Source organism: Mobilicoccus caccae (assembly GCF_030161635.1).
GTDB lineage: Bacteria > Actinomycetota > Actinomycetes > Actinomycetales > Dermatophilaceae > Mobilicoccus > Mobilicoccus caccae.
Window position 1 is genome coordinate 2740737 of sequence record NZ_BSUO01000001.1, and the last position, 24731, is coordinate 2765467.

Genomic DNA, 24731 nt, shown 5'->3' on the forward strand with positions numbered 1-24731 from the left:
CCCTCATCGAGCCTCCGCCGCGGCATCGGCGAAGTCGCCCGGTTCGAGGATCCGGGTGATGAGGTAGCCGGTGACCACGCCCCAGAACGCGCCTCCGATCCCGAACACCGTGAGGTCGGCGACGGTGACGAGGAACGCGACGAGGGCGCCCAGGGTGTGGCGGGCGGCGAAGGCCGCGACGAAGGCTCCCTGCAACGACTTGAGCATGGCCACCCCGCCGAGGACGGCGATCCAGGCGGGCGGCATCGCCAGCATGAACGTCACGAGGGTCGGGGCGGCGAGGCCGACGACCATCGCGAGCACCCCGCACGTCACGGCGGCGGCGTACTGGCGACGCCTCTCCCCCGACGCGACGAGCAGCGCGTTCGTCGGGCCGGTCAGGCAGGTCGAGACGGCGCCGAGGGCGGCCGCGGGCAGCGAGACGATGCCGCACAACACCGTCACGACGTTGACCGGCGGGCGGTGGCCGGCACTCGAGAGCACCGCCACCCCCTGACCGTTCTGCACGACGATGACCGTGATCGCCAGGGGCAGGACGAGTTCGGTCAGGGCCGCGAGCGAGAACGTCGGCATCTGCAGGACCGGCTGCGCGAACCCGGGAGCGATCTCGCTGCGCAGCGATCCGGTGAGCAGCACCGCGACGACCCCCACGACGAGCGTGCCGAGGACCGGCGGCAGGAACCGCCCGAGCGGCCCGGGGATACTCAGGGCGACGAACGTCAGGACCATCGGCAACGCCACCCACGGCGCGCTCTGGATCGAATCGACCAGCCCCAGACCGAAACTGAGGAACACGCCCGCCACCATCGCCATGACGATGGGCATCGGCAGCAGGCGCATCACCTTGCCCACCCAGCCGGTCAGGCCGAGCAGGAGGATGAGCACCGCGGTCACGATGAACGCCCCAAGCACGTCGCTCCACGGCAGATGCCGCAGCGACGTGCCGACGACGACCGTGCCGGGGATCGTCCAGAAGAACCCCAACGGCTGGCGGTAGGCGACGCTGGCGACGACGGTGAGCAGACCGTTGAGGAAGAACACCGCGAAGATCCACGAACTCAGTTGCGCCGGGCTGAGATTCCCGGCCGAACTGCTCGCGAGGATGACCGCGAGCGGCCCGGTGGCGGCGAACACGAGCGCGATGACGGCGTTGGCGACGTAGGTCGGCCCGATGTCGCGTCGGAGGTCCGACAGGCTCGCGGGCCGGGTGCCCGGCCGTTCGAGGTGCGTAGCGCTCGGCAGCAGGCGTGATCGCCGATCCGAGCTGCGGGTCGAGGTCACGAGTCCTCCTCAGGGGACGGTTCGGCGTCGAGGGCTGCGTCGTCGCGTTCGGCGGCGACGTGGGCGGCCAACTCGGAGCGGGAGCGCAGGCCGAGCTTTCCGTAGACACGGGTCAGGTGGTACTGGACGGTCTTGACCGAGATGTAGAGCTCGCCGGCGACCTCCTTGTTGGTGCGCCCCGCGGCGACGAGGTCGACGACGGCCGACTCCTGCGGGGTGAGCTGCCCGTCCGCGGCGGCGCGACGCTGCCCGGTACCGGCCACCCGCGTGCCGGCGGCCTTGAGTTCACGGTCACACCGGGCGATGTAGGTCTGCGCCCCTAACGCGGCGAAGGCGTCACGCGCGCCGCGCATCATCTCGTCGGCCTCCCGGCGTCTGCCGGCCCGGCGGAGGGTCTGACCGTGGACGAAGCGCAGACGCGCCCGTTCGACGGGCATGGGTAGGGCGCTCAGCAGCGTCTCGGCTCGGTCGAAGGAGTCGACGGCGGCGTCGAGGTCGCCGCCGATGCCGTGGAGCCGGCCGAGGACGATCTCGGTCCGCGCGATCGCGCTGCGCCGACCCTGGCGGGTCGCCACCTCCAGGGCGGAACCCAGGAACTCCCGGGCCTCCTCGGTGCGGTCGGTCATCACGAGCGCATCGGCGTAGACGTCGACCCACGGCCAGAAACCGGGATCCTGCTCGGGGTGGGCCGCGAAGGTGTGCGCCACCGGCTGCAACGCCCGGACGACCCCGGCGTGATCGCCGCGGCATTCGGCGACCTGGGCGTGGGCCAGGGCCGAGGGCAGGAGCATGACCGTGTAGTCATGGTCGGCCGCGAGTCCGGCGTCCAGGTGCATCCGCGACCGTTCGTCGTCGCCGCGATACGCGTGCACCACGGCGGCCGGCCAGTGCACGAGAGGCCGGATGAGTTCGTGTCCCGTGCGTTCGATCGCCCCGGCGGCTCGATGCGTCACGTCCAGGCACTCGTCCCAGCGGCCGAGGACGAACAGGGTGCGGGCCAGCCACGCCTGCGCCCACAGGGTGATGCGCACCGAGCCGAAGGAGTAGTCGTTCGACGTGGCGCTCTCCAGGGCGGTCCTGGCGGCGAGCGGATCGTCCATGGCCAGGGTGAGCCACCCGTGTCCCATCGTCACGCGCTGGGTCTGGGCGATCGCACCGGTCCGGCCGGCCACGGACTCGACGGCGGCGAGCGCCTCCGGCCACCGACCGAGGGCTCCGTAGCCGAGGCATCGGATGGCGTCGGCCTCGGTGGCGTGCACCGATCCGGGGCCGAGTGCGGCGGAGCGGTCGGCCCAGTCGAGGAGCGCCCGGCCGTCCCCGAGCGCGAGGTTGTGCAGGACCATGCGGGTGCACACCAACGCGGCCAGATCAGGGTCGGTCTCAACTGAGTCCGGCCCGCCCACCTCCGCCCAGGCCCGGGACAACCATGTCTGTGCGTCGTGACGACGCCCGCGCAGGATCGACAGATATCCCAGGGTCGCGTCGGTCCGGCCGGTCCGGGGAAAGCTCTCGACCTCCGCCACCAGGGCCTCCGCCTCGGGGAGACGCCCGGCACCCACGAAGGCGTCGACGGCCGAGGTGAGGTAGCGCGCGCGGTCGCCGTCGACCGCCACGCGGGCGGCGTCGGCGTAGGCCTGTGCGGCCTGGCCCCATTCACCGACGGCTCCGCGCGCCTTCGCATGGGTGGCCAGATCCAGCGCGAGGTCGGCGTCGGGTCCCAGGCTCGCCTCCACGAGATGTCCCAGCCGCGCGCTCGCATCGGTGACGTGGTCGGCGGCCAGCCGGTGCCGCTCGCGGACGCCGGTCGGGCCGGTCAGGTCCGCCACGGCGAGCCCGTACATGGGGTGGGTGAAGGCCAGCGTCGTGCGTCCGCGCACACTGCCGGCGGTGACGACGCCGGTGAGGATCACGTCGTCGACCGCGGAGGGGTCGACCCCGGCCAGACAGGCGGCCTGCGAGAGGTCCGCGCGTTCCCCGAGGACGGCTGCCGCCTGCACGAGTGCCCACGCCTCGGGCCGCACCGCGTCCCGCACCGCCGCGACCCGGTCCCGGTGACGCCGGGTGGCACGGAACGCCGGGTGACGTTCGCTCCACACCGCGCGGGGCGATTCACCGACGAGGTCGAGGACGTCGCCGGGCACCCCGGCGGTGAGGGTGTGCGCAGCACGGATCGCCGTGTCGCCCGCCCACTCGATGTGGGTCCGGATGAGGTCGGCGGTCTGCGCCACCGACAACCCCTCGAGGCCGATGCGGTGGACGTCGGGAAGATCGATCCGCGGCTCGGGTCGTGCGGCGATGAGCACCCTGGACGCGGTGAGCAGCGCCGCCGCCTGCAACGCCGCGACCGTCGTCGGATGCACGGAGTGCCCGGCCTCGACGAGGATCATGCGCGGCCGGGGTCGGCCCCACGCCTCCACGAGCGCGCGGGCCACGGCGTCGACGCCGGCGTCGGGATCGAGATCGGGCACCCACCGCGCGAGTACAGAGTGAGGACGCTCGAGGTCGACGTCCTGACCGACCACCTTGACGATGCCGTCCGCTCCGCCGGCGATCCTGGCGAGCGCCGCGGTGACCAGCGCCGTCTTGCCCACCCCTTGCGGTCCCTCGATCAGGACGACCGAGGGACCGCAGGGGTCGGCGAGGCGGGCGACCAGGTCGTCGAGTTCGCGACGCCGACCGATGAGCGTCTCGCCGACGTCGGTGATCATCGCGTCACGGTAGCGCCCGGGTCGGTCGTGCCCACGGTCGGCGAGGTCGGCGCGAGCTTCTCGTTGCGTGCGTCGAGCGCGGGGTCGTCGCCCACCGGGAGGACTCCGGCGTCGGGATCGACCACGGCGGCCTGCTCGGTCGGCCGCGCTGCTCGCGGCAGGGCGGTGACGATCGCACCGAAGACGGCTGCCACCGCGAAGAGCTGGAACGCCTGGCTGATGCCGATGCCGGCGCCCATGAGCATGCCGCCCACGAGCGGGCCGACGATGCCGCCCAGGCGACCGAAGCCGGCACACCAGGCCACACCAGCGCCACGCGCACGCGACTCGTAGAAGTTGGCCACGAACCCGTACACCAGCACCTGCGTGCCGATCGTGCCGATACCGGCGACCGCGACCAGCGCGAGCAGCACCGGGAACGGGAAGCCCAGCGGCAACGCCACGAGGGCGACGGCGGCCATGAGGAAGGTTCCGGAGATGACCCACTGCGGACCGACGCGGTCGGCGAAGCTCGACGCGCTCATCGCGCCGACGATGGCGCCGAGGTTGAGCACGAGCAGGAACATCAGCGAGTAGCTGGGGCCGAAACCGTTCTGGCCCATGATCTCCGGCAGCCACGTGTTGAGTCCGTAGGTGAGCAGCAGACCGGAGAAGCTCATGAAGCCGAGGAAGACCGTCGGGACGAAGTACTGCTTGCTCGCGAGCGCACCGAACCCGGCACGCTCGCCCGGGCCGGCCGAGACCCCGGCCTGCGCGTGCTCGACCAGCGGCACACCGGTGCGCTCGGCGGCGATGCGCGCCTCCTCGAGACGACCACGCGACTGCAGCCACAGCGGCGACTCCGGCAGCTTGGCGATCGCCATCGGCAGGAGGAACAGGAACGGCAGCGCACCGAACCAGAACAGCGGACGCCAGCCGAACTGGTCGCGGATGGCCAGCGCCAGCAGCGAGGCCACGACGCCACCGGCGGGCACGCCGCAGTAGACGATCGCGTTGTAGACGTGGCGACGGCCCGGCGGGGCGAACTCGGCCACGATGGCGCCCGCGGTGGCCACCAGGGCGCCGACGCCGATGCCGGTGAGGAAGCGCAGGATGCCGAACGCCAGGGCGCTCGTGGCCAGGGTCGTGAGCCCCATGCCGATCGAGAACCAGGCGATGTTGGCGATCATGAGCTTGCGGCGGCCGATGATGTCGGAGACCGAACCGGCGATGAGCGCGCCCACGAGCACGCCGACGAGTGCGTAACTGCCGAGCTGGCCGGCGAGCTGGGGCGAGATCTGGCCGAGCTGGCTCGGGTCGCGCAGGAAGATGGGCACGACGGTGCCGTAGACCACCAGGTCGTAGCCGTCGAAGAGCATGGCGAGCGCGCAGATGGTGACCACCCAACGGACCGTGGAGGTCCGTTTGCGGTCGTCCGGGGCGACGCTGCCCGGGGCGGGTGAAGTGGACATGGGATTCCTTGTCAGGAGAAGGGCATGAGCGGATGAGGTCGTGTCGCGGATGCGGACGACCTGCGTGAGGGGTGAAGGGTGAAGCGGGGAGACGTCGTGCCCGTGGCGGGCCGACGCCGCCGCCGGATCATGACGTCCGTGCGGCGGCGTCGGAGGTGCAGGGTCGGGGCCTCAGAAGGCCGGTGAGCCGTACCTGTCTCGGTTCAGCCGAGGTCTCCACCGGCGACCGGGAGCACCGTGCCGGTGATGTAGCTGGCCTCGTCGGAGGCGACGAAGCACAGGGCCGAGGCCTGCTCGTCGAGCGTGCCGTAGCGCTTGAGCAGCGACGACGTCACGGTCTGGTCGACGATCGCCTGGTACCAGTCGAGTTCCTGCTCACCCTCGGGGGCGGGCCCGCGAGGGATGCGGCGCGGAGGCGCCTCGGTACCGCCGGGAGCCGTGGCGACCACCCGGATCCCGTGAGGTGCGAGTTCCAGCGCCAGTGACGCCGTGATCGCGTTGACGCCGCCCTTGGCCGCCGAGTACGGCACACGGTGCACACCGCGGGTGGCGACCGAGGAGACGTTGACGATGACGCCGTGTCCCTGCTTGACCATCTGCTCCGACGCGGCGCGACAACCCCACAGCGTCGGATACAGGGACCGGTTGATCTCCGCCTCGATCTGGTCGGCGGGGTACTCGTGGAACGGCTTGGCCCAGATCGTGCCTCCCACGGTGTGGATGGCCACGTCGAGCCGGCCGAACTGGTCGACCGCGGCGTCCACGGCCGCCTGGGCGCCCTCGTAGGTCTCGAGGTCACCGACGACGGACGCCGCCTGCCGGGCCGCGCTGCGGAGTTCCTCGGCGAGGGAGTCCACGAGGTCGCTGCGGTCCGCGAGGACCACCCGGCCACCTTCGGCGCTGATCCGGCGGGCCGTGACCTCGCCGATGCCCTGAGCGGCACCGGTGACGAGCACGACCTTGCCCTCGAACCGACCGGGCGTGATGAACGCGGGCGTGACCCGCAGCCCGGCGTCCGCCATGGCGCGGCGCATCGTCGTCTTGCTGCGCTCGGCGTGCTCGATCACGAGCGTGCGGACACGCTCACGATCGCCGCTGTCGAAGGCCTCGACGATCTTGACGTGGTCGTGCGCGACCTCGGGGTCGCACCACGTCGCGTTGCGCAGCACCTCGGCCATGTGCCCCTTGACCCCGAGTGCCTGGTACGCCTGCAGCAGGTGTTCGTTGCCGGTGAGCGTGAACAAGTACTCGTGGAACGCGGCGTTGGTCTCGGTGTAGGCGGCCGAGTCGACAAACGTCTCGCCGTCGACGTAGGGCAGCGTCGCGTCGGCGAGCAGCCGATAGCCCGCGAGCTGTGAAGACGACAGGCGTCCGACGGTCAGCTCGACGGCGCCGAGCTCCAGGGCCTGGCGAGCGTCGAACACCGCGTCGGACTTGGTGATGTCCGGGTGTTCCTCACCGATCTCGTATCCGCCCGTGCCGATCGAGGCGGGACGCCCGCTCGACGCCATCGGCGAGGCGGCGGCCGTCGCGGCCGCGGCCTCGGGAGACGGCTCGACGAGCGGTTCGACGTCCGCGGTGGAGATCGCGAACACCTGCCCGGCCAGGGCGGTTCCGTCGTCGTGGACGAGCAGCGCGCTTCCGCCCTGCACCGTCCCGACGTCGGCGCCGACGTCGGCACCCTCGGCGTCGAACCGCTCACCGAACGCCTGACCGGCGATGCGGGAGGCGGTGTCGGCCGTCGCGAGTTCGGCGTCACCGGCCGGTGCGCCCAGAGGCTCCATGTCGATCTCGGCGAAGAGGTCCTGACCGGCGATGCCCGAGGCACGCTCGAACACCGTCAGCTCCGGCAGACCCTCGGCCTGCGCGACCGACGCCGACGGATCCGGCGCCTGCGGCGTCGCCTCGTCGGGCTCCTGCTCCTTCTCGACACCCTCGACGGCGTCCGCGTCGTCGACGGGAGCCTCCTCCTCCGCGGTGGCCGACGTCGACGTCGGTGCCGCGGCGGTGCCGGAGAGGGCGAACTTCTCGTAGTAGAACCCGCCCGGCTCCATGCCGTTGTCGGAGAAGTGGGTGCGCACCGCCTCGACCATCGCGGGCGGGCCGCAGAGGTACACGGTGCCCTCGCCGTCGTGCAGGTGCTCGGCGGCGATGAGAGCCGTGACGTACCCGATGTTCTTGGCCGAGCTCTTCTCATCGGCGACGCAGTAGTCCCACGTGAAGGTCTCGAGCTTCGAACCGAGCTCCTCGATGGTCTCCAGCTCGATGACGTCGTCGTCGGTGGTCGCGCCGTAGATGAGATGCACCGGGCGGGTGCTCTCCTGCGAGACCAGACGCCGCAGGATCGACAGGATCGGCGCGAGGCCGGTCCCGCCGGCGAGCAGCAGCAGCGGCCGCTCACCCTCCCGCAGGAAGAAGCTGCCGTTCGGGCCGGTGAAGGTGACCTCGTCACCCTCGGCCGCCCGCTCGGTCAGGTACGTCGACATCACTCCGCCGGGGGTGATCTTGACCAGGAAGGTGAGGTCGTCCTCGTCCGGCCCGTTGCTGAACGAGTACGACCGCGTCTCCTCGGTGCCGGGCACCGAGAAGTTGATGTACTGGCCCGGCAGGAACGCGAGCTTCTCGCGATCCGGCGTACTCACCGTCAGCGCGTACGTCGTGGACGACAGCTTCTCCAACCCCGTGAGGGTGCCGGTGAACGAGGCGGCGCGCGTCTTGGCCACCGCCGACGTCGACGCGATCTGCAGCACGAGATCGCTGGTCGGCTTCATCTGGCACGGCAGGCAGTAGCCCGACTCGGCCTCGTCGTCGGTGAGCGCGTCCTCGATGTAGAACCCGGGGTCGTACTCACCGGCCTCGCAGAACGCCTTGCACGTTCCACACGCGCCGTCCCGGCAGTCCAGGGGGATGTTGATCCGCGCCCGGTAGGACGCGTCCGCGACGGTCTGGTCCTCCGCACACGTGATGAACTTCGTGACCCCGTCCTCGAAGGAGAGGGCGACCTGATGACTCATGATCACTCCTGACGCGAGGGGGATCTTCAGACGTGGTAGACGTCGACGACGTGGTGGATGTAGTCGTTCTTGAGGACGACGGTCTTGCGCCTGATCAGCGGGGACTCGCCGGAGAAGTCGATCGTGTAGAACGAGGTGCCGTAGTACGGGTCGACGGTGTTGTAGCGGAAGTACATCGTGTGCCAGTTGAAGCGCACGCTGACGATGTCGCCGCTGCGTTCGATGACCTCGACGTTGCTGACGTTGTGGCTCGTGCGCGGCTCGGGGATCGAGGTCGCCGAGCTGCGCTCGGTGCGGATCCGGAAGACGCGATCCTCCAGACCACCCTTGTTGGGGTAGTACACGAGCGACATCTCGCGCTGCGGGTCCTGGGTGAGCTGGTCGTCGTCGGTCCAGCACGGCATCCAGAACACCACGTCGTCGGCGTAGCAGGTCAGCCACTTCTCGAACTCACGGTCGTCGAGGTAGCGCGCCTCGCGGTAGAGGAACTGCTCGATCGCGTGCTGGTCGATGATGGCGTTGCCCGCCGCGGGTTCGGTGGCCACGGGACGGTCGGTGGTGGTGGTCATGATGTCGTCCTCCTCAGGCGTTCGCGTCGGCGGTCAGGTCGCCGGGCTGATCGGCCCGGGAGGCTTCCTCGGCCTGGACGGCCTTGCGCATCGTGTCCAGCCAGTAGCCGTGCTGGACGGGGTAGAGACCCTCGTCCTCGTTCTTCACACCGGCGGAGATGACGTTCTCCATGTCGAGGGACTTGGCCACGTCGTCGGGGCCGGTCAGCCAGTGCTCGGCACCACGGGACATGTCGTTCCACGGGGCGGCCTGGGCCCGGAAGGTGAGCTGGCAGGAGCGGAACTCCTCCAGGTCGTCAGGGGTGGCCATGCCGGTGGCGTTGAAGAAGTCCTCGTACTGGCGGATGCGCCAGGCGCGCGACTCGTCGGACTCGCCCTTGGGCGCGATGCAGTAGATCGTCACCTCGGTCTTGTCCGGCGCGATCGGGCGGAAGTGCCGGATCTGCGTGCTGAACTGGTCCATCAGGTAGACGTTGGGGTACAGGCACAGGTTGCGGGAGCCCTTGACCATGAACTCGCCCTTGGCGTCGCCGTACTTGTCCTTGAGACGGTCCATCTGGTCCCACAGGGGACGGTCCTGCGGGTTGCCGGCCCAGGTCCACAGGCACAGGTGGCCGTTGGGGTAGGACCAGTAGCCACCACCGGACTTGCCCCACGTGCCGGCGTCGACCGTCTTGGTCGTGTTCTTGGACTCGCCGGTGCCACGGCGGGAGGTCGTGGCCGCGTAGTTCCAGTGAGTGGCGGTGACGTGGTAGCCGTCGGCGCCGTTCTCGGCCTGCACCTTCCAGTTGCCGTCGTAGGTGTAGGTCGAGGATCCGCGCAGCACCTCCAGGCCCTCGGGGGACTGGTCGACGAGCATGTCGATGACCTTCGTCGTGTCGCCCAGGTGCTCCTCGAGCTCGGGCGAGTCGGGGTTGAGGCTGCCGAAGAGGAACCCGCGGTAGTTGGCGAACTTCGCGACCTTGGTGAGGTTGTGCGAGCCATCGGTGTCGAAGCTCTCGGGGTAGCCCGCGCCCTCGGGGTCCTTGACCTTGAGCAGGGTCCCGTCGTTGCGGAACGTCCAGCCGTGGAAGGGGCAGGTGAGGGTGGACCGGTTGTCGGTCTTGCGGCGGCAGATCATCGCTCCGCGGTGGGCGCAGGCGTTGATGAGGCAGTGCAGCTCGCCGTTCTTGTCCCGGGTGATGACGATCGGCTGCCGGCCGATGTAGGTGGTGAAGTAGTCACCGGGGTTGGCCATCTGGCTCTCGTGGGCCAGGTAGATCCAGTTGCCCTCGAAGATGTACTTCATCTCGAGTTCGAAGATCTCTTCGTCCGTGAAGATGCGGCGGTTCGCCCGGTACACCCCCGCGTCCTTGTCCTCGACGACGGCGTCGGCGAGAACCTTGCGTGCGACATCCAGCGTGCCGGTCATGGCGACTCCTCATTGAGTGCGGTCTGTGCGTTGAGTGGGGTGGCGTTCAGGACATTTCGGTGGCGAACGCGGCCACCGGTTCATGGACGACCCCAGCGTTCCGGCGATGTACGGCCGGGGGGCCGAGGTTTCCGAGTTGCCCCGACCCTGCCAGGGACTCCCCCACCACGACACTGGGCAAATGCCTAGGGCTGACCCAGGGTGCAAGAGTTTTCGTGGATTCATCCCCCTTCTTGAGACCCCAGAGGTCTCAATCGCCGGTTTTGACATGCAGTGAGACGCGCCTGACGCAGAAGTAATACTCTCTGCGTATGGATCTACGACAGCTGCGGTACTTCGTCGCAGTGGCCGAGGAGTGCCACTTCGGCCGGGCGGCCCAACGCCTGCACATGGCCCAACCCCCGCTCAGCCAGGCCATTCGTCGCCTCGAGGAGGATCTCGGCGTCGAACTGCTCGAACGCACGACGCGGCGGGTGGCGCTCACCGCCGCCGGCGAGCGCTACCTCGAGCGGGCCCGCAGCATCCTCGCCGACGTCGAGGCCGCCAACCACGAGGCCACCCGGGTCGCCGCCGGCGAGGTCGGCCGGGTCGTCCTCGGCGTCGTCGGCTCGGTGACCTACGCCCTCCTGCCGTCGCTGGCCCGGCGCCTGCGGGAGGAGTTCCCCGACATCGACTTCGAGTTCACCGGCGAGATGCTCACCCCCGAACTGATGACCGCCCTGCGCGACGGCACCGTCGACATCGCCCTCATGCGCACCCCCGCCGACACCCGAGGCCTGCTCGCCCGGGCCCTGCGCAGCGAGCCGCTCATCGCGGCACTCCCGGCCGCCCACCCCCTCGCAGCCCGCGACGTCATCGACCTGGCCGACCTGCGCGACGAACCCTTCGTCACCTACCCCTCCCAGCACCGCTCGGTCCTGCACGACACCGTGCTCACCGCCTGTCAGGCCCGAGGATTCAGCCCCCGCCAGGTCGCCCAGGTCGCCCAGACCTCGACGTTGCTCGTATTCGTGGCGGCGGGCATCGGGGTGACGGTCCTGCCCGCCTCCTCACGGCGCCTCCGCCTCGAAGGCGTGGATTTCCGTGACATCACGAACGCTCCGACGGTCGAACTGGCCGCAGCGTGGCGTCCGGGAGCACCCGCCTCGACGCAGCGGGTCGTCGATCGCATCACCGCGATCGTGACCGGAGGTGCGGCGGGCGCGACCTAGATTTATATCTGATGCCGACTGATTCACCTTGAATAAGTATTTGTCGGTATCAATCGGCGCGATTAGCGTGGCAGGTGTTCGAGGACGAACACGTCTCCTCGGCACACCCGAAACCCCCGACCGAAGGAGACGCCGTGACCGCCCTCCATGGCACCATCGCCGACGCTCCCGCGGCCGCGGGCCTCACCGACGACGCCCAGCGCGATGTCGTCGGCGATCTCGAGATCACCGCCATCGAGGCGATCCCCTTCTCGATCCCCTACACCAAGCCCCTCGCGTTCGCCAGCGGGTCGGTCCACGCCGCCGACCACGTGCTGGTGCGCGTCCACACCGCGGGCGGCCTCGTGGGAACGGCCGAGGCGCCGCCGCGACCGTTCACCTACGGCGAGACCCAGGGCTCGATCATCGCGGTCGTCGACGGCATCTTCGCCGGCCAGATCATCGGCACCTCGGCCCTGGCCCGCGAGGCGATCCACGCCCGCATGCACCGCACCGTGGGCAACCCCACCGCCAAGGCGGCCATTGACATGGCCCTCTGGGACGTCATCGGACAGCGCTTCGGCGTCTCGGTGACCGAGCTCCTCGGCGGCTACGGCACGAGCATGCGTGTCAGCCACATGCTCGGGTTCGACGACCCGCAGGCGATGGTGACCGAGGCGACCCGCATGCGGGAGACCTACGGCATCTCCACCTTCAAGATCAAGGTCGGCCGCAACCCCTTCACCCTGGACGTCGCCGTATGCCGCGCGCTGCGTGAGGCGTTCGGTGACGAGGTCGAACTCTACGTCGACGGCAACCGCGGCTGGAGCCCGGCCGACGCCGAGCGCGCCATGTACCAGATGGCCGACCTCGACCTGCTGTTCGCCGAGGAGCTGTGCCCCGCCGACGACGTCCTCGGGCGCCGGCGGCACACCCGCACCAGCTCCGTGCCGGTCATCGCCGACGAGAGCGCGACCACCCCCGGTGAGGTGACCCGCGAGCTGCTCGGCGGATCCGCCGACGCCATCAGCATCAAGACCGCCCGTACCGGTTTCACCACCTCCCAGCGGATCCTCCACCAGTGCGAAGGCATGGGCGTGGAGGTCGTCATGGGCAACCAGATCGACGGCCAGATCGGTACGGCGTGCTCCGTCGCCTTCGGTGCGGCGCACGGCCACACCAGCCGCCGCGCAGGAGAACTCAGCAACTTCCTCGACATGAGCGACGACCTTCTGGCCGAACCGCTCACCATCTCCGGCGGCATCCTGCCCGTCCGCACCGGACCCGGGCTCGGCCTCGTCATCGACGAGGACAAGCTCGCCCACTACCGCACCGACACCTGACTCACCCGATCGCCGCACCCTGCGGTGGTCGCCCACACCGGGCGGCGATCTCGCCGCACCATCGACCGGTCGCATCGTCGCGACCGGAAGGAGGAGACATGACCACTCAGAACGAGCAGCTCGAAGCCCGCGCGGCGGACTCGGGCGCCAACGCCACCGCCGCGTTCCGCAAGGCCCGTCAGGGTTCGGCCGTCGAGGTTCCGCCGGAGCGCGTCAGCGCGATGGCCACCGAGGCGCTCGAGGCGATTCACGAGGTCGCCCGTCGTCACAAGATGACCTACGACGAGTACCGCATCCTCAAGGACTGGCTGATCAGCGTCGGCGAGGACGGCGAATGGCCGCTCTTCCTCGACGTGTGGCTCGAGCACGTCATCGAGGACATCAACACCTCGCACCGCACCGGCAACAAGGGCACCATCGAGGGCCCGTACTACGTGCCGGACGCCCCCGAGATGGGTTCGCACGCCAAGATCTCCATGCGTGAGGACGAGAAGGGCGAGTCCCTTCGCTTCCAGGGTCAGGTGCGCTCCACCGACGGCACCCCGCTCGGTGGCGCCAAGGTCGAGCTGTGGCACGCGGACGCCGACGGCTTCTACAGCCAGTACGCCCCGGGCCTGCCCGAGTGGAACCTGCGCGGCACGTTCACCGCCGACGAGGAGGGCCGCTTCCAGATCGACACGCTGCTGCCCGCCCCGTACCAGATCCCGACCGACGGCGCCTGTGGCAAGCTCATCGCCGCTGCCGGATGGCACGCCTGGCGCCCGGCCCACCTGCACCTCAAGGTGGGTTCGCAGGGTCACGAGCAGCTCACCGCGCAGCTCTACTTCCCGGGTGACCCGCACAACGAGGACGACATCGCCTCGGCGGTCAAGCCCGAGCTCGTGCTCGACCCCAAGACGGTGGACGGCATCGACGGCAAGGTCGTCGACTACGACTTCGTCCTCGACCCGCTGTCCTGATCCGCCACGACCGGGCCCGTCGCCCCACGGTGCGGGCCCGGCCGCGCATCTGTTCCCCCGCACCCCCGAAAGAGCAGGTACCCCTGTGTTGTTCGCCGTCAAGATGGACGTCGCCATCCCCCACGACATGGATCCCGATCGCAAGACCGAGACCTTGGCCAAGGAGAAGGCCTACTCCCAGGACCTGCAGCGCGGAGGTGAGTGGGTGAGCATCTGGCGGTGCGCCGGCCAGTACTCCAACATCTCGATCTTCGACGTGAAGGACAACGAGCGTCTGCACGAGATCCTGTGGAATCTGCCGCTGTTCCCGTTCATGACCATGGACATCACCCCGCTGGCCACCCACCCCAGCGACATCCGCGCCGACCAGGGATGATCCGGCCACGGTGAGCCTCGGCTCCCCGGGTAGGAATCGAACCTACGTCGCTTGTCCTGATTCAAAGTCAGGCGGGCCCTGCCAGCAGACCAACCGGGGATCACCGCCCGTGTAAGGGCGTGCGCCAACCCAGGTTAGTCGACCGGGGCCCACGCGAGGGACCCGCCCGTGTCGGGCTCACGCGCCACCCACCTCCTCCCTGCCGGACGCGCCTGCCGCCCGTTCGCAGCCCCACCAGGAAGGTCCCGATGTCGCCGACCCTGACCGCTACTCCTCTCACCGCTCCGAGCGCACCCGCCGGCGTCGGCGCCCGCCCGCTGTTCATGCTCGGGCCGTCACTCGGCACGCGCGGAGAACGCCTGTGGGCGCCGGTCGTCCCCCTGCTGTCGGAGGTCGCTCACCTCGTGGTGTGGGATCTTCCGGGGCACGGCCGCTCGCCGGCCACCACCGAGGCTTTCACCGTGGGCGACCTGGCCGACGCCGTCACCGAGCTGACGACCCGTACCGCGCGAGACCTCGACTCGACCCCGACGGGCGTGTACCACGCCGGGGTGTCCCTGGGTGGGGCGACGAGCCTGGAGATCGGGCTGCGCCACGCCCACGCGTTCTCCGCTCTCGCGCTGTTCTGCTCGGGCGCAAAGCTCGGCACGCCGCAGGGCTGGAACGAGCGCGCGGAACTCATCCGGAGCGACGGCACTGCCGCCGTCGTCGACGGCTCGCGGCAGCGGTGGTTCGCCCCCGGTTTCGTCGACTCCCGGCCGGAGATCGCGGACGCGCTGCTGGCGGACCTCCTGGAGGTCGACGACGAGTCCTACGCCCGGTGCTGCGAGGCGCTCGCCGCGCACGACGTCACCGATCGACTCGGCGACATCGCCGACCCGATCGTGGCCGTGGCCGGTGAACACGACCAGGTCGCGCCGCCCGAGATGGCCGACGCCATCGCCGAGGCCGCCCAGCACGCCCGCAGCATCACCCTCCCCGGCGTCGCCCACCTGGCGCCCAGTGAGGACCCCGTCGCGACCGCTCGCGTCCTGCGCGAGCTGCTCCAGAGCACGGGAGAATCCGACAACTTCGAAGCACGGAAGGAAACGCGATGACCGAGGCCTATGTGCTCGACGCCGTCCGCACCCCGTTCGGCAAGTTCGGTGGCTCGCTGGCGAGCATCCGCCCCGACGACCTGGCCGCCCACATCGTGCGCGAGTCCGTGCGCCGGGCAGGCGATCTCGACCCTCACCACATCGACGAGGTGATCTTCGGCAACGCCAACGGCGCGGGTGAGGAGAACCGCAACGTGGCCCGCATGGCCACCCTCCTGGCCGAGCTGCCGGTGGAGATCCCGGGCACCACGGTCAACCGCCTGTGCGGGTCCAGCCTCGACGCCACGATGATCGCCTCGCGCCAGATCGCCTGCGGCGACGCGGATCTCATCCTCGTCGGCGGTGTGGAGTCGATGAGCCGCGCCCCCTGGGTACTGCCCAAGACCGAACGCCCCTACCCCGCCGCCAACCTCGAGGCCGTCAACACCGCCCTCGGATGGCGTCTGGTCAACAAGAACATGCCGAAGGCGTGGACCGTCTCCCTCGGTGAAGCCACCGAGCAACTGGCCGAGAAGTACGGCGTGGGCCGCGAACGTCAGGACGAGTTCGCCGCCGAATCCCACCGACTCGCGGCCCAGGCCTGGAAGCAGGGACGCTACGACGACCTCGTCGTCGCCGGCCCCGCCCCCGCAAGGGCGAGCCGCTGACGCGCGACGAGGGTGTCCGCGCCGACAGCACCCCGGAGACCCTCGGCGGCCTCAAGCCCGTCTTCCGGCCCGACGGCACCGTGACCGCCGGCAACGCCTCGCCGCTGTCCGACGGGGCGAGCGCGGCCTGGATCGGCAGCGAGCTCGGGGCGCAACGTCTCGGCATCGCTCCCCTGGCCCGCATCGCCGGCCGTGGTGCGGCCGGCAACGAGCCCCAGTACTTCGGGTACGCCCCCGTCGAGGCCGCCAACATCGCGCTCCGGCGGGCCGGCATCACCTGGTCCGACGTCGACGCCGTCGAACTCAACGAGGCCTTCGCCGCCCAGTCCCTGGCCTGCATCGACGCCTGGGACGTCGACCCGGCGCGCGTCAACGCCTGGGGCGGCGCGGTCGCCATCGGCCACCCGCTCGGCGCCTCCGGTGCCCGCATCCTCGGCACTCTGGCGCGCCGACTCGTCGCCGAGGGCGGACGATGGGGCGTCGCCGCGATCTGCATCGGCGTCGGACAAGGGCTGGCCGTCGTCCTCGAGAACGTCGCATCCGACACGCCCCAGCAGGAGGAATCCGCATGAGCCCCAAGTTCGCCGAGTCCGCCGCAGCGGCCGTCGCGCTCGTCAAGGACGGTGACACCGTCCTCATCGGTGGGTTCGGCAAGGCGGGCCAGCCCGTCGAGCTGATCGAGGCCCTCCTCGAGCGTGACGTGTCCGGCCTCACGGTCGTCAACAACAACGCCGGCAACGGTGACGAGGGCCTCGCCGCCCTCATCGCCGCGGGCAAGGTCGCCAAGATGATCTGCAGCTTTCCCCGCCAGCACGACAGCCACCACTTCGACGCGGCCTACCGCGCGGGCAAGGTCGAGCTCGAGGTCGTGCCCCAGGGCACCCTGGCCGAGCGGATCCGCGCGGGTGGCGCAGGCATCGGCGGGTTCTTCACCCCCACCGCCTACGGCACACCGCTGGCCGAGGGCAAGGAGACCCGGGTCATCGACGGACGCGGCTACGTGCTGGAGTCACCCATCGTCGGTGACGTGGCGCTGGTGAAGGCGCTGCGCTCCGACGGGCTCGGAAACCTCGTGTACCGCAAGACGGCCCGCAACTTCGGCCCCATCATGTGCACCGCCGTCGAGCACGCGGTCGTGCAGGTGGCCGAGGTCGTCGAGACCGGAGCCATCGACCCCGAGGTCATCATCACCCCGGGCATCTTCGTCGACACCGTCGTGGAGATCCCCGCCCCGGCCACCCCGAAGGAGGACTGAGTCATGGCAGCCCCCGCCACGAACGCTCCCCTGTCCAAGACCGAGCTCGCCCAGTTGATCGCCGCCGACATCGAGCCCGGCTCGTTCGTCAACCTCGGCATCGGGCAGCCGACCTCGGTGTCGAACTACCTGCGTCCCGAGCAGGACGTCACCCTGCATACCGAGAACGGGATGCTCGGCATGGGCCCCGAGGCCCACGGCGACGAGGTAGACGAGGACCTCATCAACGCCGGCAAGATCCCCGTCACCGAGCTGCCGGGCACCTCCTACTTCCACCACGGCGACTCCTTCGGGATGATGCGCGGCGGCCACCTCGACGTCTGCGTCATGGGCGCCTTCCAGGTGTCCACCGGCGGTGACCTGGCCAACTGGTCCACCGGTGCACCCGACGCCATCCCCGCCGTCGGAGGAGCCATGGACCTCGCCATCGGGGCCCGCCAGACGTGGGTGATGATGACGCTGTTCGCCAAGGACGGCAGCTGCAAGATCGTCCCAGAGCTGACCTTTCCGCCGACCGGCCTGGCGTGCGTGAGCCGCGTCTACACGGTGGACGGGGTGTTCCTCATCGAGAACGGGCGGACCACGATCCGCGAGGCCTTCGGCACCACCCCCGAGGAGTTGCGCGAGCGGATGGGCGTCGACGTCGACCTCCCTGATCACCACCCGCAGCTCCGTCTCCCGCGACTCCACCTCGGACAGCAGGAGAGGTGTGAAACAGCACCGCACGCCCTGCTGTTTCGCCCTCACCCCCTGTCCGAGGTGGGGTCGTTTCCTCTCGTGCCCGGCGGGTCGGTCCGGCGGGCACGGCATGATGGGGCCCGAAGGGTTCGCGCGACGCGGTCCGTGACGTGCAGGGTGTGGTGAGGAGTCGGGATGAGCGGCAAGGCCGGTGGGACGAGCGCACGAACCCGGATGACGGGCAAGCAGCGCCGTGAGCAGCTGCTCACCATCGGCCGTACCCTGTTCGCCGACAAGGGGTTCGAGGCCACCACGGTCGAGGAGATCGCCGCTCGGGCCGGGGTGAGCAAGCCGGTGGTGTACGAGCACTTCGGCGGCAAGGAGGGGGTCTACGCCGTCGTCGTCGACCGCGAGATCCGTGCCCTGCTCGACTCGATCACCGGGGCCCTCGACGACGAGAGCGCCACGGCCCGCGGCCTGCTGGAGAAGGCGGCTCTGGCCCTGCTGGACTACGTGGAGCAGTCGAGCGAGGGGTTCCGCATCCTCGTCCGTGACTCCCCCGCCGGCCAGTCGACCGGGTCGTTCGCCTCGCTGATCAGCGACGTCGCCTCTCAGGTCGAGCACATCCTCGCCGCCGAGTTCAAGTCGCGCGGGTTGGACCCCAAGACCGCGCCGATCTACGCCCAGATGCTCGTGGGCATGGTGGCGCTCACCGGCCAGTGGTGGCTGGAGTCTCCCAAGTTCAAGAAGGCCGAGGTCGCCTCTCACCTGGTCAACCTCGCCTGGAACGGGCTGACCGGCCTGGAGCAGAACCCGCGACTGCGCACGCCCGTCCGCTGAGCCCGCCGGCGTCCTACGAAAAGTGGCGCCGGTCACGACCGCTCGTCGTGCGCGCAAAACCGTTCCCCGCCCCGCTCACGAGTACGGCGCAGTATCCAACCGGTCGCGGTCCGACGTCTGTTCATTCTTCAGCGTATCGCGCATCGTCATGTCTCAAGAAGTGCCTCCCGGGCTCCGGCCCGGAGATGCGGCAATGGGGCCGCGGGCACGGGCCGAAGGGAATGAACGTGTCGGAGTCCGTCCTCGGGAATGAGCGCCCGAAAGATCAGTTCGAGTGGGAAAAAGCGACCGAACCTCCTCCCCTCAAGAGAGCGTCGCTGAAGCGGGTCGCTGCAGCGAGTTCCATCGGTACGACCATCGAGTTCTACGACTTCTTCATCTTCGGCACCGCCGCGGCGCTGGTGTTCCCCACGATCTTCTTCGCCAAGTCCGACCCGAACACGGCCCTCCTGCAGTCCTTCGCCACGTTCGCGGTGGCCTTCTTCGCCCGGCCCGTCGGTGCGATCGTCTTCGGGCACTACGGAGACCGCATCGGCCGCAAGCGGACCCTGGTGTGGACGCTGCTCATCATGGGTATCGCCACCGTCGGCATCGGGCTCCTGCCCGGATACGCCACGGGCGCCTTCGGATTCTTCCCTGGCGGCATCGGCATCTGGGCGCCCACGCTTCTCGTGGCCGCCCGCTTCTTCCAGGGCTTCGCGGTCGGCGGCGAATGGGCCGGTGCGACCCTGCTCACGGCCGAGTACGCCCCGGTGGGCAAGCGCGGAATGATGGCCATGTGGCCCCAGCTCGGCCCGGCCTTCGCGTTCTTCCTCTCCTCGATGACGTTCCTCGTCTTCACGCAGGGAAACACCACAGACGCGGACAGCTTCTTCATGACGATCGGATGGCGCGTGCCGTTCATCCTCTCCTCGCTGCTCGTCATCGTCGGCCTGTGGATCCGCCTCGCCGTCGACGAGACGCCGGTCTTCAAGCAGGCCGAGAAGAATCTCGGTCAGGACCCGGAACGCAAACTTCCCTTCCTCGATGCCATCAAATATCAGTGGAAGGAGATCCTCATCGCGGGCGGCGCTCTCGCCTCGTTGTTCTCCCTCTTCTACATGGGCACCTCGTTCCTCACGAGTTATGCCACCAAGCAGCTCGGGTATTCGATGCCGTTCGTGCTCTCGATGGGCATGATCGCGGCCATCGTCTTCGGCCTGTCCATCGCGGGCTCGGCCATGTGGTCGGACAAGATCGGCCGCCGCAAGGTCATCATGTTCTCGTGCGCCCTCGCCATCGTGTGGACGCTGCTGCTGTTCCCGATGCTCGACTCCCGCATCACCGGCCTGTACGTGCTCGGCCTCATGGGCACGCTGGTGATCTTCGGCATCGCCTACGGCCCGGCCGGCGCGGCCCTGCCCGAGATGTTCAAGGCGCGCTACCGCTACACGGGAGCCGGCCTCGGCTACAACCTCGCCGGCGTGCTGGGCGGCGCGATCCCGCCGCTGATCGCCGCCCGCTTCGTGGCCTCGGGCGACAGCTTGTACGTCGGCATCATGCTGGCGGTCCTGTCCACCGTCTCGGTGCTGTGCGCCTACCTCATGGTCGAGTCCAAGGACTACAAGATGGACGCCGGAGTGCACACGAACGACTGACGTCTCCAACGCCGAGACCGCCGGTCATTTCCGGCGGTCTCGGCGTTCTTGGTGGTCGAGATGGGCACGGCCCGGCTTGCGCTGCGCCTGCTCCGGTGTCGGGCGGCCCGGGCCGTGATCCACCAAACCCGAGGCCGCCACGGGTCGGACCCATACAGTGGGTAGTCATGAGCGGGATCGAGACCAACACACCCCCGTCCCGTGTCGAACCCGGCGGGAGCGGCGACGAGGTGGACCGGATCGTCGCTGCGTGGGCCGAGGTGTCCCCCACGCTCGACACGGCGCCGCTGCAGGTCCTCTCGCGCGTGTCCCGCTTGGCACGGCATCTGGAGCGGGTGCGGGCCGAGGCGTTCTCCGCGCACGGCCTGGAGGGCTGGGAGTTCGACGTCCTGTCGGCCCTGCGGCGAGCCGGTGAGCCGTTCGAGCTGTCGCCGGGGGCGTTGATCCAGCAGACGTTGTCGACCAGCGGGACCATGACCAACCGCGTGGACCGACTCGAAGCGCGAGGCATGGTCGAGCGCCGCCCCGACCCTGCGGACCGGCGCGGCGTCAAGGTGCGGCTGCTCCCCCCGGGCGTCGAGGCCGTGGACGGCGCACTCGCCGCCCTCATGCGTCACGAGCAGGAGATGCTCAGCGCGCTCAGCAGCGACGAACGCGACGCGCTGGCGGCCTCCCTCCGGTGCCTGCTCCTCCCGCTCGACGCCAGGTAGAGCCCCCTCGCCCTGCCTGGTGGACGGTGGGGTGTTTACAGACTTATCCGGCGGCATAGCATTCTGATATACCCCCGCATATTCGGAGAGAAGTCGGGTACGCCGAGGCCGGCGCCGGCAAGTCGCTGCGGGAGATGCTCGCCGACGCCCTGCAGCTTCCCCTTTCCGACCTCGCTCGTCCGTCTGCGGGGAAGAAGATCCGCACCGCGCTCAAGACCTTTCTCTCGTTCAACGCGACGGTGACCTCCGAAGGCACGTGGACCTTCGGCCTCGACCTCGACGGCGACACCGGAGGGGGTGCCGACTCCGGCGCCTTGGACCTGGACCTCTCCAAAGTCGTGCGCGACGTCGCGGCCGCGGCCGCCGCCGAAAAGGTCGGGCTGGCCCTGCTGATCGACGAGGCGCAGGACCTCACGATCGAAGAACTCACGGCGTTGTGCTCGATCGCGCACAGGGCCTCCCAGCGCAGCTGGCCGGTTCTGCTCGCCCTGGCCGGCCTGCCGAGCCTGCCGGTCCAGCTCGCCGAGGCGAAGTCCTATGCCGAGCGACTGTTCTCCTATCACCCCGTGCGTGAGCTCACCGAGCACGACGCCCGAGCGGCGCTCGTCGAACCGGCGTTGGAGCAGGGCGTGGCCTGGGACCAGGATGCGGTCGGACACGTCATCGGCGCGACCGGTGGGTACCCGTACTTCCTTCAGGAGTACGGCCAGTCGTGCTGGGAGCAGGCCGACGACATGGGTAGGACGATCACCTTCGACGACGCACGCACCGGCAGTTTGCTCGCCCTTCGCGACCTCGACAACGGGTTCTTTCGAATCCGGTGGGAGCGAGCCACGCCCAAGGAGCGCCAGTATCTCCACGCGATGGCCGTCGACGGCGACGGCGGCAGCAGCTCGGGCGAAGTCGCCAAGCGTCTCGGGAAGAAGCCCGCTGCCCTCGGCCCGACGCGCGCGAACCTCATCAGCAAGGGCCTCGTCTACGCCCCCGAACACGGCCGGATCGCCTTCACCGTCCCCCGTATGGCCGGCTTCATCACCCGCCAACCGCACGAGATCCAGTACTGAACCGGCGGCCTCCCTCCGGTGCCTGCTCCTCCCGCTCGACGGCAGGTAGACACCGCTCAGCGAGCGCCGCGCCGCAGGCGGCCGGCCACCCACGAGGCTGCGCGACGGACGGTCGGCACGGGACGTTCCCGCAGGTCGGACCACGCGCCGTTCGGCAGGGCGTAGCGGAACACCTTGCCCCATACCTGGGCGAGCTGCACCGGCAACGGGCCGCTCACGTACGGCAGGTCGTAGCGGGCGAACACCTCACGCACGCGCGGCGCGATCTCGGCGTAGCGGTTACTGGGCAGGTCGGGGTACATGTGGTGCTCGATCTGGTGCGACAGGTTGCCGCTCATGAGGTGCAGCGCCGGCCCGCCGGAGATGTTGGCCGAGCCGAGCATCTGCCGCAGGTACCACTCGCCGCGGGACTCCTCACCGATCGCCGACTTGGCGAACGTCTCGACACCGTCGGGAAAGTGCCCGCACACGATGATCGCGTTGGTCCACACGTTGCGCGCCAGGTTGGCCACGAGGTTGGCGCCCATCGTCGACCGCCAGGAGGGGCCGGACACCAGCGGATGGACGATGTAGTCGCGCAGGACGTGCCGCCCGATCTTCTTGGCGACGGTCGCGCCGTCACGACGGAACCGCGCGGTCTCCTCCGGCGTGTGCCGCCCACGCCGCGAGATGTATCGATACACCTCGAGGTCGTACAGCGCGATGGAGTACTGGAAGAACAGCGCGTTGAGCACGTTCCACACGGGCTGCAGGACGAACACCGGGTACCAGCGCTGGTCGGCGTCGACCCGCAGGATGCCGTAGCCGAGGTCGTTGTCGGCGCCGATGACGTTGGTGTACGTGTGGTGGAGCTCGTTGTGCGAGTGCTTCCACATCGCCGCGGGCGCCGCGTTGTCCCACTCCCACGTCGTCGAGTGGATCTTGGGGTCACGCATCCAGTCCCACTGGCCGTGCATGACGTTGTGGCCGATCTCCATGTTCTCGAGGATCTTGGCGACCGACAGACCGGCGGTGCCCAGCACCCACGCGACCCGGTTCTTGGACGCGAGCAGCACGATGCGCGAACCGAACTCGAGGCTGCGCTGCACGGTGACGAGACGGCGGATGTAGGCGGCGTCGGCAGCCCCACGCGAGGCGACGATCTCATCGCGCAACGCGTCGAGCTCGGCGCCGAGCGCATCGATCTGCTCGGTCGTGAGGTGGCCGGCGGGGTCGGGCTTGCCCGAGCCCTTGGGCGCCCAGTGGCGCTGCGTCGTCACGTGCGCGTCGAGTCGCGCGGGGAGTCCGCTGGTCGTGGTGGAGGCGGACGCGGTGCGGACGGCACCGGCGGGCGTGGGTCGGTCGAAGGTCAGGGTCATGAACGGCCTCCTAGAGGTCGATCTCGCACGGCCCGGCAGGGGCCGAGATGCAGGTCTGGACGATGACGCCGTCGCCGGGGGCGGCGCTGGTCAGGGCGCCGTTGCGCAGGTCGCGCACGGTGCCCTCGCGCAGCGGGACCGCGCACCCGAAACAGATGCCCATGCGGCAGCCGGACGGCATGAGGACACCGGCGTCCTCCCCGGAGTCGAGGAGGGGGCGGGTACCGGCGGCATCGACGGCGATGCCTGTGCGGCGAAAGGTCACCGTTCCGCCCTCGCCGGTGGCGGCGAGCGCGGGCCGGAAGCGTTCGGTGTGGAGACGGGAGGCGAGTCCGGCACTCTCCCAGTGCTCCTGGGCGGCGTCGAGGAGTCCGGTCGGCCCGCAGGCCCAGGTCTCGCGCTCACGCCAGTCGGGCACGAGGGTGTCGAGCTCGGCGAGGTCCAGGAGTCCGGCCGTGGCTGTGTGTCGCTCGATGAGCCGCGGCCCACCGGCGGCCGACAGCGAGCGCAACTCCGGGCCGAACACGACGTCGGCGGCGGTCGGTGCACTGTGCAGGACGACGGCGTCGCGAAGCTGTGCCGGCCGGTTGCGCAGCATGCCCATGACGGGGGTGATGCCGCTGCCCGCGGTGAGGAACAGCGCTGAGCGAGCAGAGGCCGGCGGCAGGACGAACTCCCCCGCCGCCTGGTCGAGCATGACGAGCGTGCCGGGCGTCACCTCGTCGACGAGGTAGGCGCTGACGACGCCGCCGGGGATCTTGTTGACGGTGATGGCGAGACACCCGTCGGGTGCGTCGACGAGCGAGGTGAGCGAGTACGCGCGCCAGCAGCGCACGCCGTCGACGTCGACCCCGATCCGGACGTACTGCCCGGGCATGTGCCGACGCCATGCGCGGCCCGGCCGGATGTCGAGTGTTGCGGCGTCACGGGTTTCGGGGCGGCGCTCGACGATGCGGCCACGCAGGTCGGCGCCGAGGGTCAGGGGCGCGACGAGGCCGAGGTAGTCGGCGGGCAGCAGCGGTGTCGTCGCCAGTCGGGCCATCTGACCCAGGCGGGAGAAGACGGCCCGGGAGGCGCCGCGCACCCCGGGTGAGACAAGAAGCGACATACTGCCACCCTGTTACACCGCTGGGGACAATGTCT

General features: G+C 69.8%; 18 protein-coding genes, 1 tRNA gene and 2 pseudogenes. 12 read left to right on the top strand and 9 right to left on the bottom strand.

Annotation, left to right across the window (positions count from 1 at the left end):
* Positions 1–3: 3 nt before the first annotated feature.
* The 6 genes from QQK49_RS13475 to benA form a co-directional block, all read right to left on the bottom strand.
* The gene (locus tag QQK49_RS13475; protein ID WP_284304365.1) at positions 4–1281 is read right to left on the bottom strand and encodes a benzoate/H(+) symporter BenE family transporter; all 1278 of its coding nucleotides are present in this window, start codon (positions 1279–1281) and stop codon (positions 4–6) included.
* The gene (locus QQK49_RS13480; protein WP_284304366.1) at positions 1278–3989 is read right to left on the bottom strand and encodes a LuxR family transcriptional regulator; all 2712 of its coding nucleotides are present in this window, start codon (positions 3987–3989) and stop codon (positions 1278–1280) included. Before QQK49_RS13480 ends, QQK49_RS13475 begins: the two co-directional genes overlap by 4 nt.
* Positions 3986–5440 carry an MFS transporter gene (locus QQK49_RS13485; protein WP_284304367.1) on the bottom strand — a complete coding sequence of 485 codons (1455 nt, stop codon included), beginning with the start codon at positions 5438–5440 and terminating at the stop codon, positions 3986–3988. The genes QQK49_RS13480 and QQK49_RS13485 overlap by 4 nt, the downstream gene beginning before the upstream one ends.
* A gap of 203 nt (positions 5441–5643) precedes the next feature.
* Positions 5644–8454: a benzoate 1,2-dioxygenase electron transfer component BenC gene (gene benC / locus QQK49_RS13490; RefSeq protein WP_284304368.1), complete on the bottom strand. Its 2811-nt coding sequence runs from the start codon at positions 8452–8454 to the stop codon at positions 5644–5646.
* Positions 8455–8480: 26 nt separating this feature from the next.
* Entirely contained in the window at positions 8481–9023 is a 543-nt protein-coding gene (gene benB / locus QQK49_RS13495) for a benzoate 1,2-dioxygenase small subunit (protein WP_284304369.1), read from the bottom strand.
* A 13-nt stretch (positions 9024–9036) separates the two neighbouring features.
* Positions 9037–10434, bottom strand: coding sequence for a benzoate 1,2-dioxygenase large subunit (gene benA, locus QQK49_RS13500; protein WP_284304370.1), 1398 nt, complete (start codon positions 10432–10434; stop codon positions 9037–9039).
* A gap of 311 nt (positions 10435–10745) precedes the next feature.
* Between benA and QQK49_RS13505 the strand changes: the two genes are divergently transcribed.
* The 4 genes from QQK49_RS13505 to catC all read left to right on the top strand — a co-directional run bounded on the left by QQK49_RS13505 (position 10746) and on the right by catC (position 14302).
* Positions 10746–11645, top strand: coding sequence for a LysR substrate-binding domain-containing protein (locus tag QQK49_RS13505; protein WP_284304371.1), 900 nt, complete (start codon positions 10746–10748; stop codon positions 11643–11645).
* 134 nt (positions 11646–11779) lie between these two features.
* On the top strand, positions 11780–12967 hold the full coding sequence (locus QQK49_RS13510) for a mandelate racemase/muconate lactonizing enzyme family protein (RefSeq protein ID WP_284304372.1): 1188 nt from the start codon (positions 11780–11782) through the stop codon (positions 12965–12967).
* 98 nt (positions 12968–13065) lie between these two features.
* Positions 13066–13926, top strand: a complete 861-nt coding sequence (catA, locus tag QQK49_RS13515; protein ID WP_284304373.1) for a catechol 1,2-dioxygenase — start codon at positions 13066–13068, stop codon at positions 13924–13926.
* An 85-nt stretch (positions 13927–14011) separates the two neighbouring features.
* Positions 14012–14302: a muconolactone Delta-isomerase gene (gene catC, locus QQK49_RS13520; RefSeq protein ID WP_284304374.1), complete on the top strand. Its 291-nt coding sequence runs from the start codon at positions 14012–14014 to the stop codon at positions 14300–14302.
* A gap of 21 nt (positions 14303–14323) precedes the next feature.
* Here catC and QQK49_RS13525 read toward each other — a convergent pair.
* A tRNA-Gln gene (locus QQK49_RS13525) sits at positions 14324–14402 on the bottom strand.
* 148 nt (positions 14403–14550) lie between these two features.
* Between QQK49_RS13525 and QQK49_RS13530 the strand changes: the two genes are divergently transcribed.
* The 8 genes and pseudogenes from QQK49_RS13530 (at position 14551) to QQK49_RS13565 (ending at position 22230) form a co-directional block, all read left to right on the top strand.
* Complete coding sequence (locus QQK49_RS13530; RefSeq protein WP_284304375.1) at positions 14551–15399, top strand: alpha/beta fold hydrolase; 849 nt, start codon at positions 14551–14553, stop codon at positions 15397–15399.
* Positions 15396–16618, top strand: a pseudogene (locus QQK49_RS13535) (thiolase family protein). Before QQK49_RS13530 ends, QQK49_RS13535 begins: the two are co-directional and overlap by 4 nt.
* A complete protein-coding gene (locus tag QQK49_RS13540; RefSeq protein ID WP_284304376.1) occupies positions 16615–17301 on the top strand; it encodes a 3-oxoacid CoA-transferase subunit A in 687 nt (228 codons plus the stop codon). The pseudogene QQK49_RS13535 and the gene QQK49_RS13540 overlap by 4 nt, the downstream one beginning before the upstream one ends.
* Before the next feature lie 3 nt (positions 17302–17304).
* Positions 17305–17940 (top strand): annotated as a pseudogene (locus QQK49_RS13545) (CoA-transferase); the annotation flags it as partial.
* A 273-nt stretch (positions 17941–18213) separates the two neighbouring features.
* On the top strand, positions 18214–18819 hold the full coding sequence (locus QQK49_RS13550; protein ID WP_431310591.1) for a TetR family transcriptional regulator: 606 nt from the start codon (positions 18214–18216) through the stop codon (positions 18817–18819).
* A gap of 227 nt (positions 18820–19046) precedes the next feature.
* Positions 19047–20456 (top strand): MFS transporter, encoded by a 1410-nt coding sequence (locus tag QQK49_RS13555; RefSeq protein WP_284304378.1) that lies wholly within the window; start codon positions 19047–19049, stop codon positions 20454–20456.
* A 167-nt stretch (positions 20457–20623) separates the two neighbouring features.
* Entirely contained in the window at positions 20624–21166 is a 543-nt protein-coding gene (locus QQK49_RS13560) for a MarR family winged helix-turn-helix transcriptional regulator (protein WP_284304379.1), read from the top strand.
* Between the two features lie 134 nt (positions 21167–21300).
* A complete protein-coding gene (locus tag QQK49_RS13565; RefSeq protein ID WP_284304380.1) occupies positions 21301–22230 on the top strand; it encodes a DUF8462 domain-containing protein in 930 nt (309 codons plus the stop codon).
* Between the two features lie 56 nt (positions 22231–22286).
* Here QQK49_RS13565 and QQK49_RS13570 read toward each other — a convergent pair whose 3' ends face one another.
* Positions 22287–23588 (bottom strand): fatty acid desaturase family protein, encoded by a 1302-nt coding sequence (locus QQK49_RS13570; RefSeq protein WP_284304381.1) that lies wholly within the window; start codon positions 23586–23588, stop codon positions 22287–22289.
* Between the two features lie 10 nt (positions 23589–23598).
* Positions 23599–24696, bottom strand: a complete 1098-nt coding sequence (locus QQK49_RS13575; RefSeq protein WP_284304382.1) for a ferredoxin reductase — start codon at positions 24694–24696, stop codon at positions 23599–23601.
* Positions 24697–24731 lie beyond the last annotated feature (35 nt).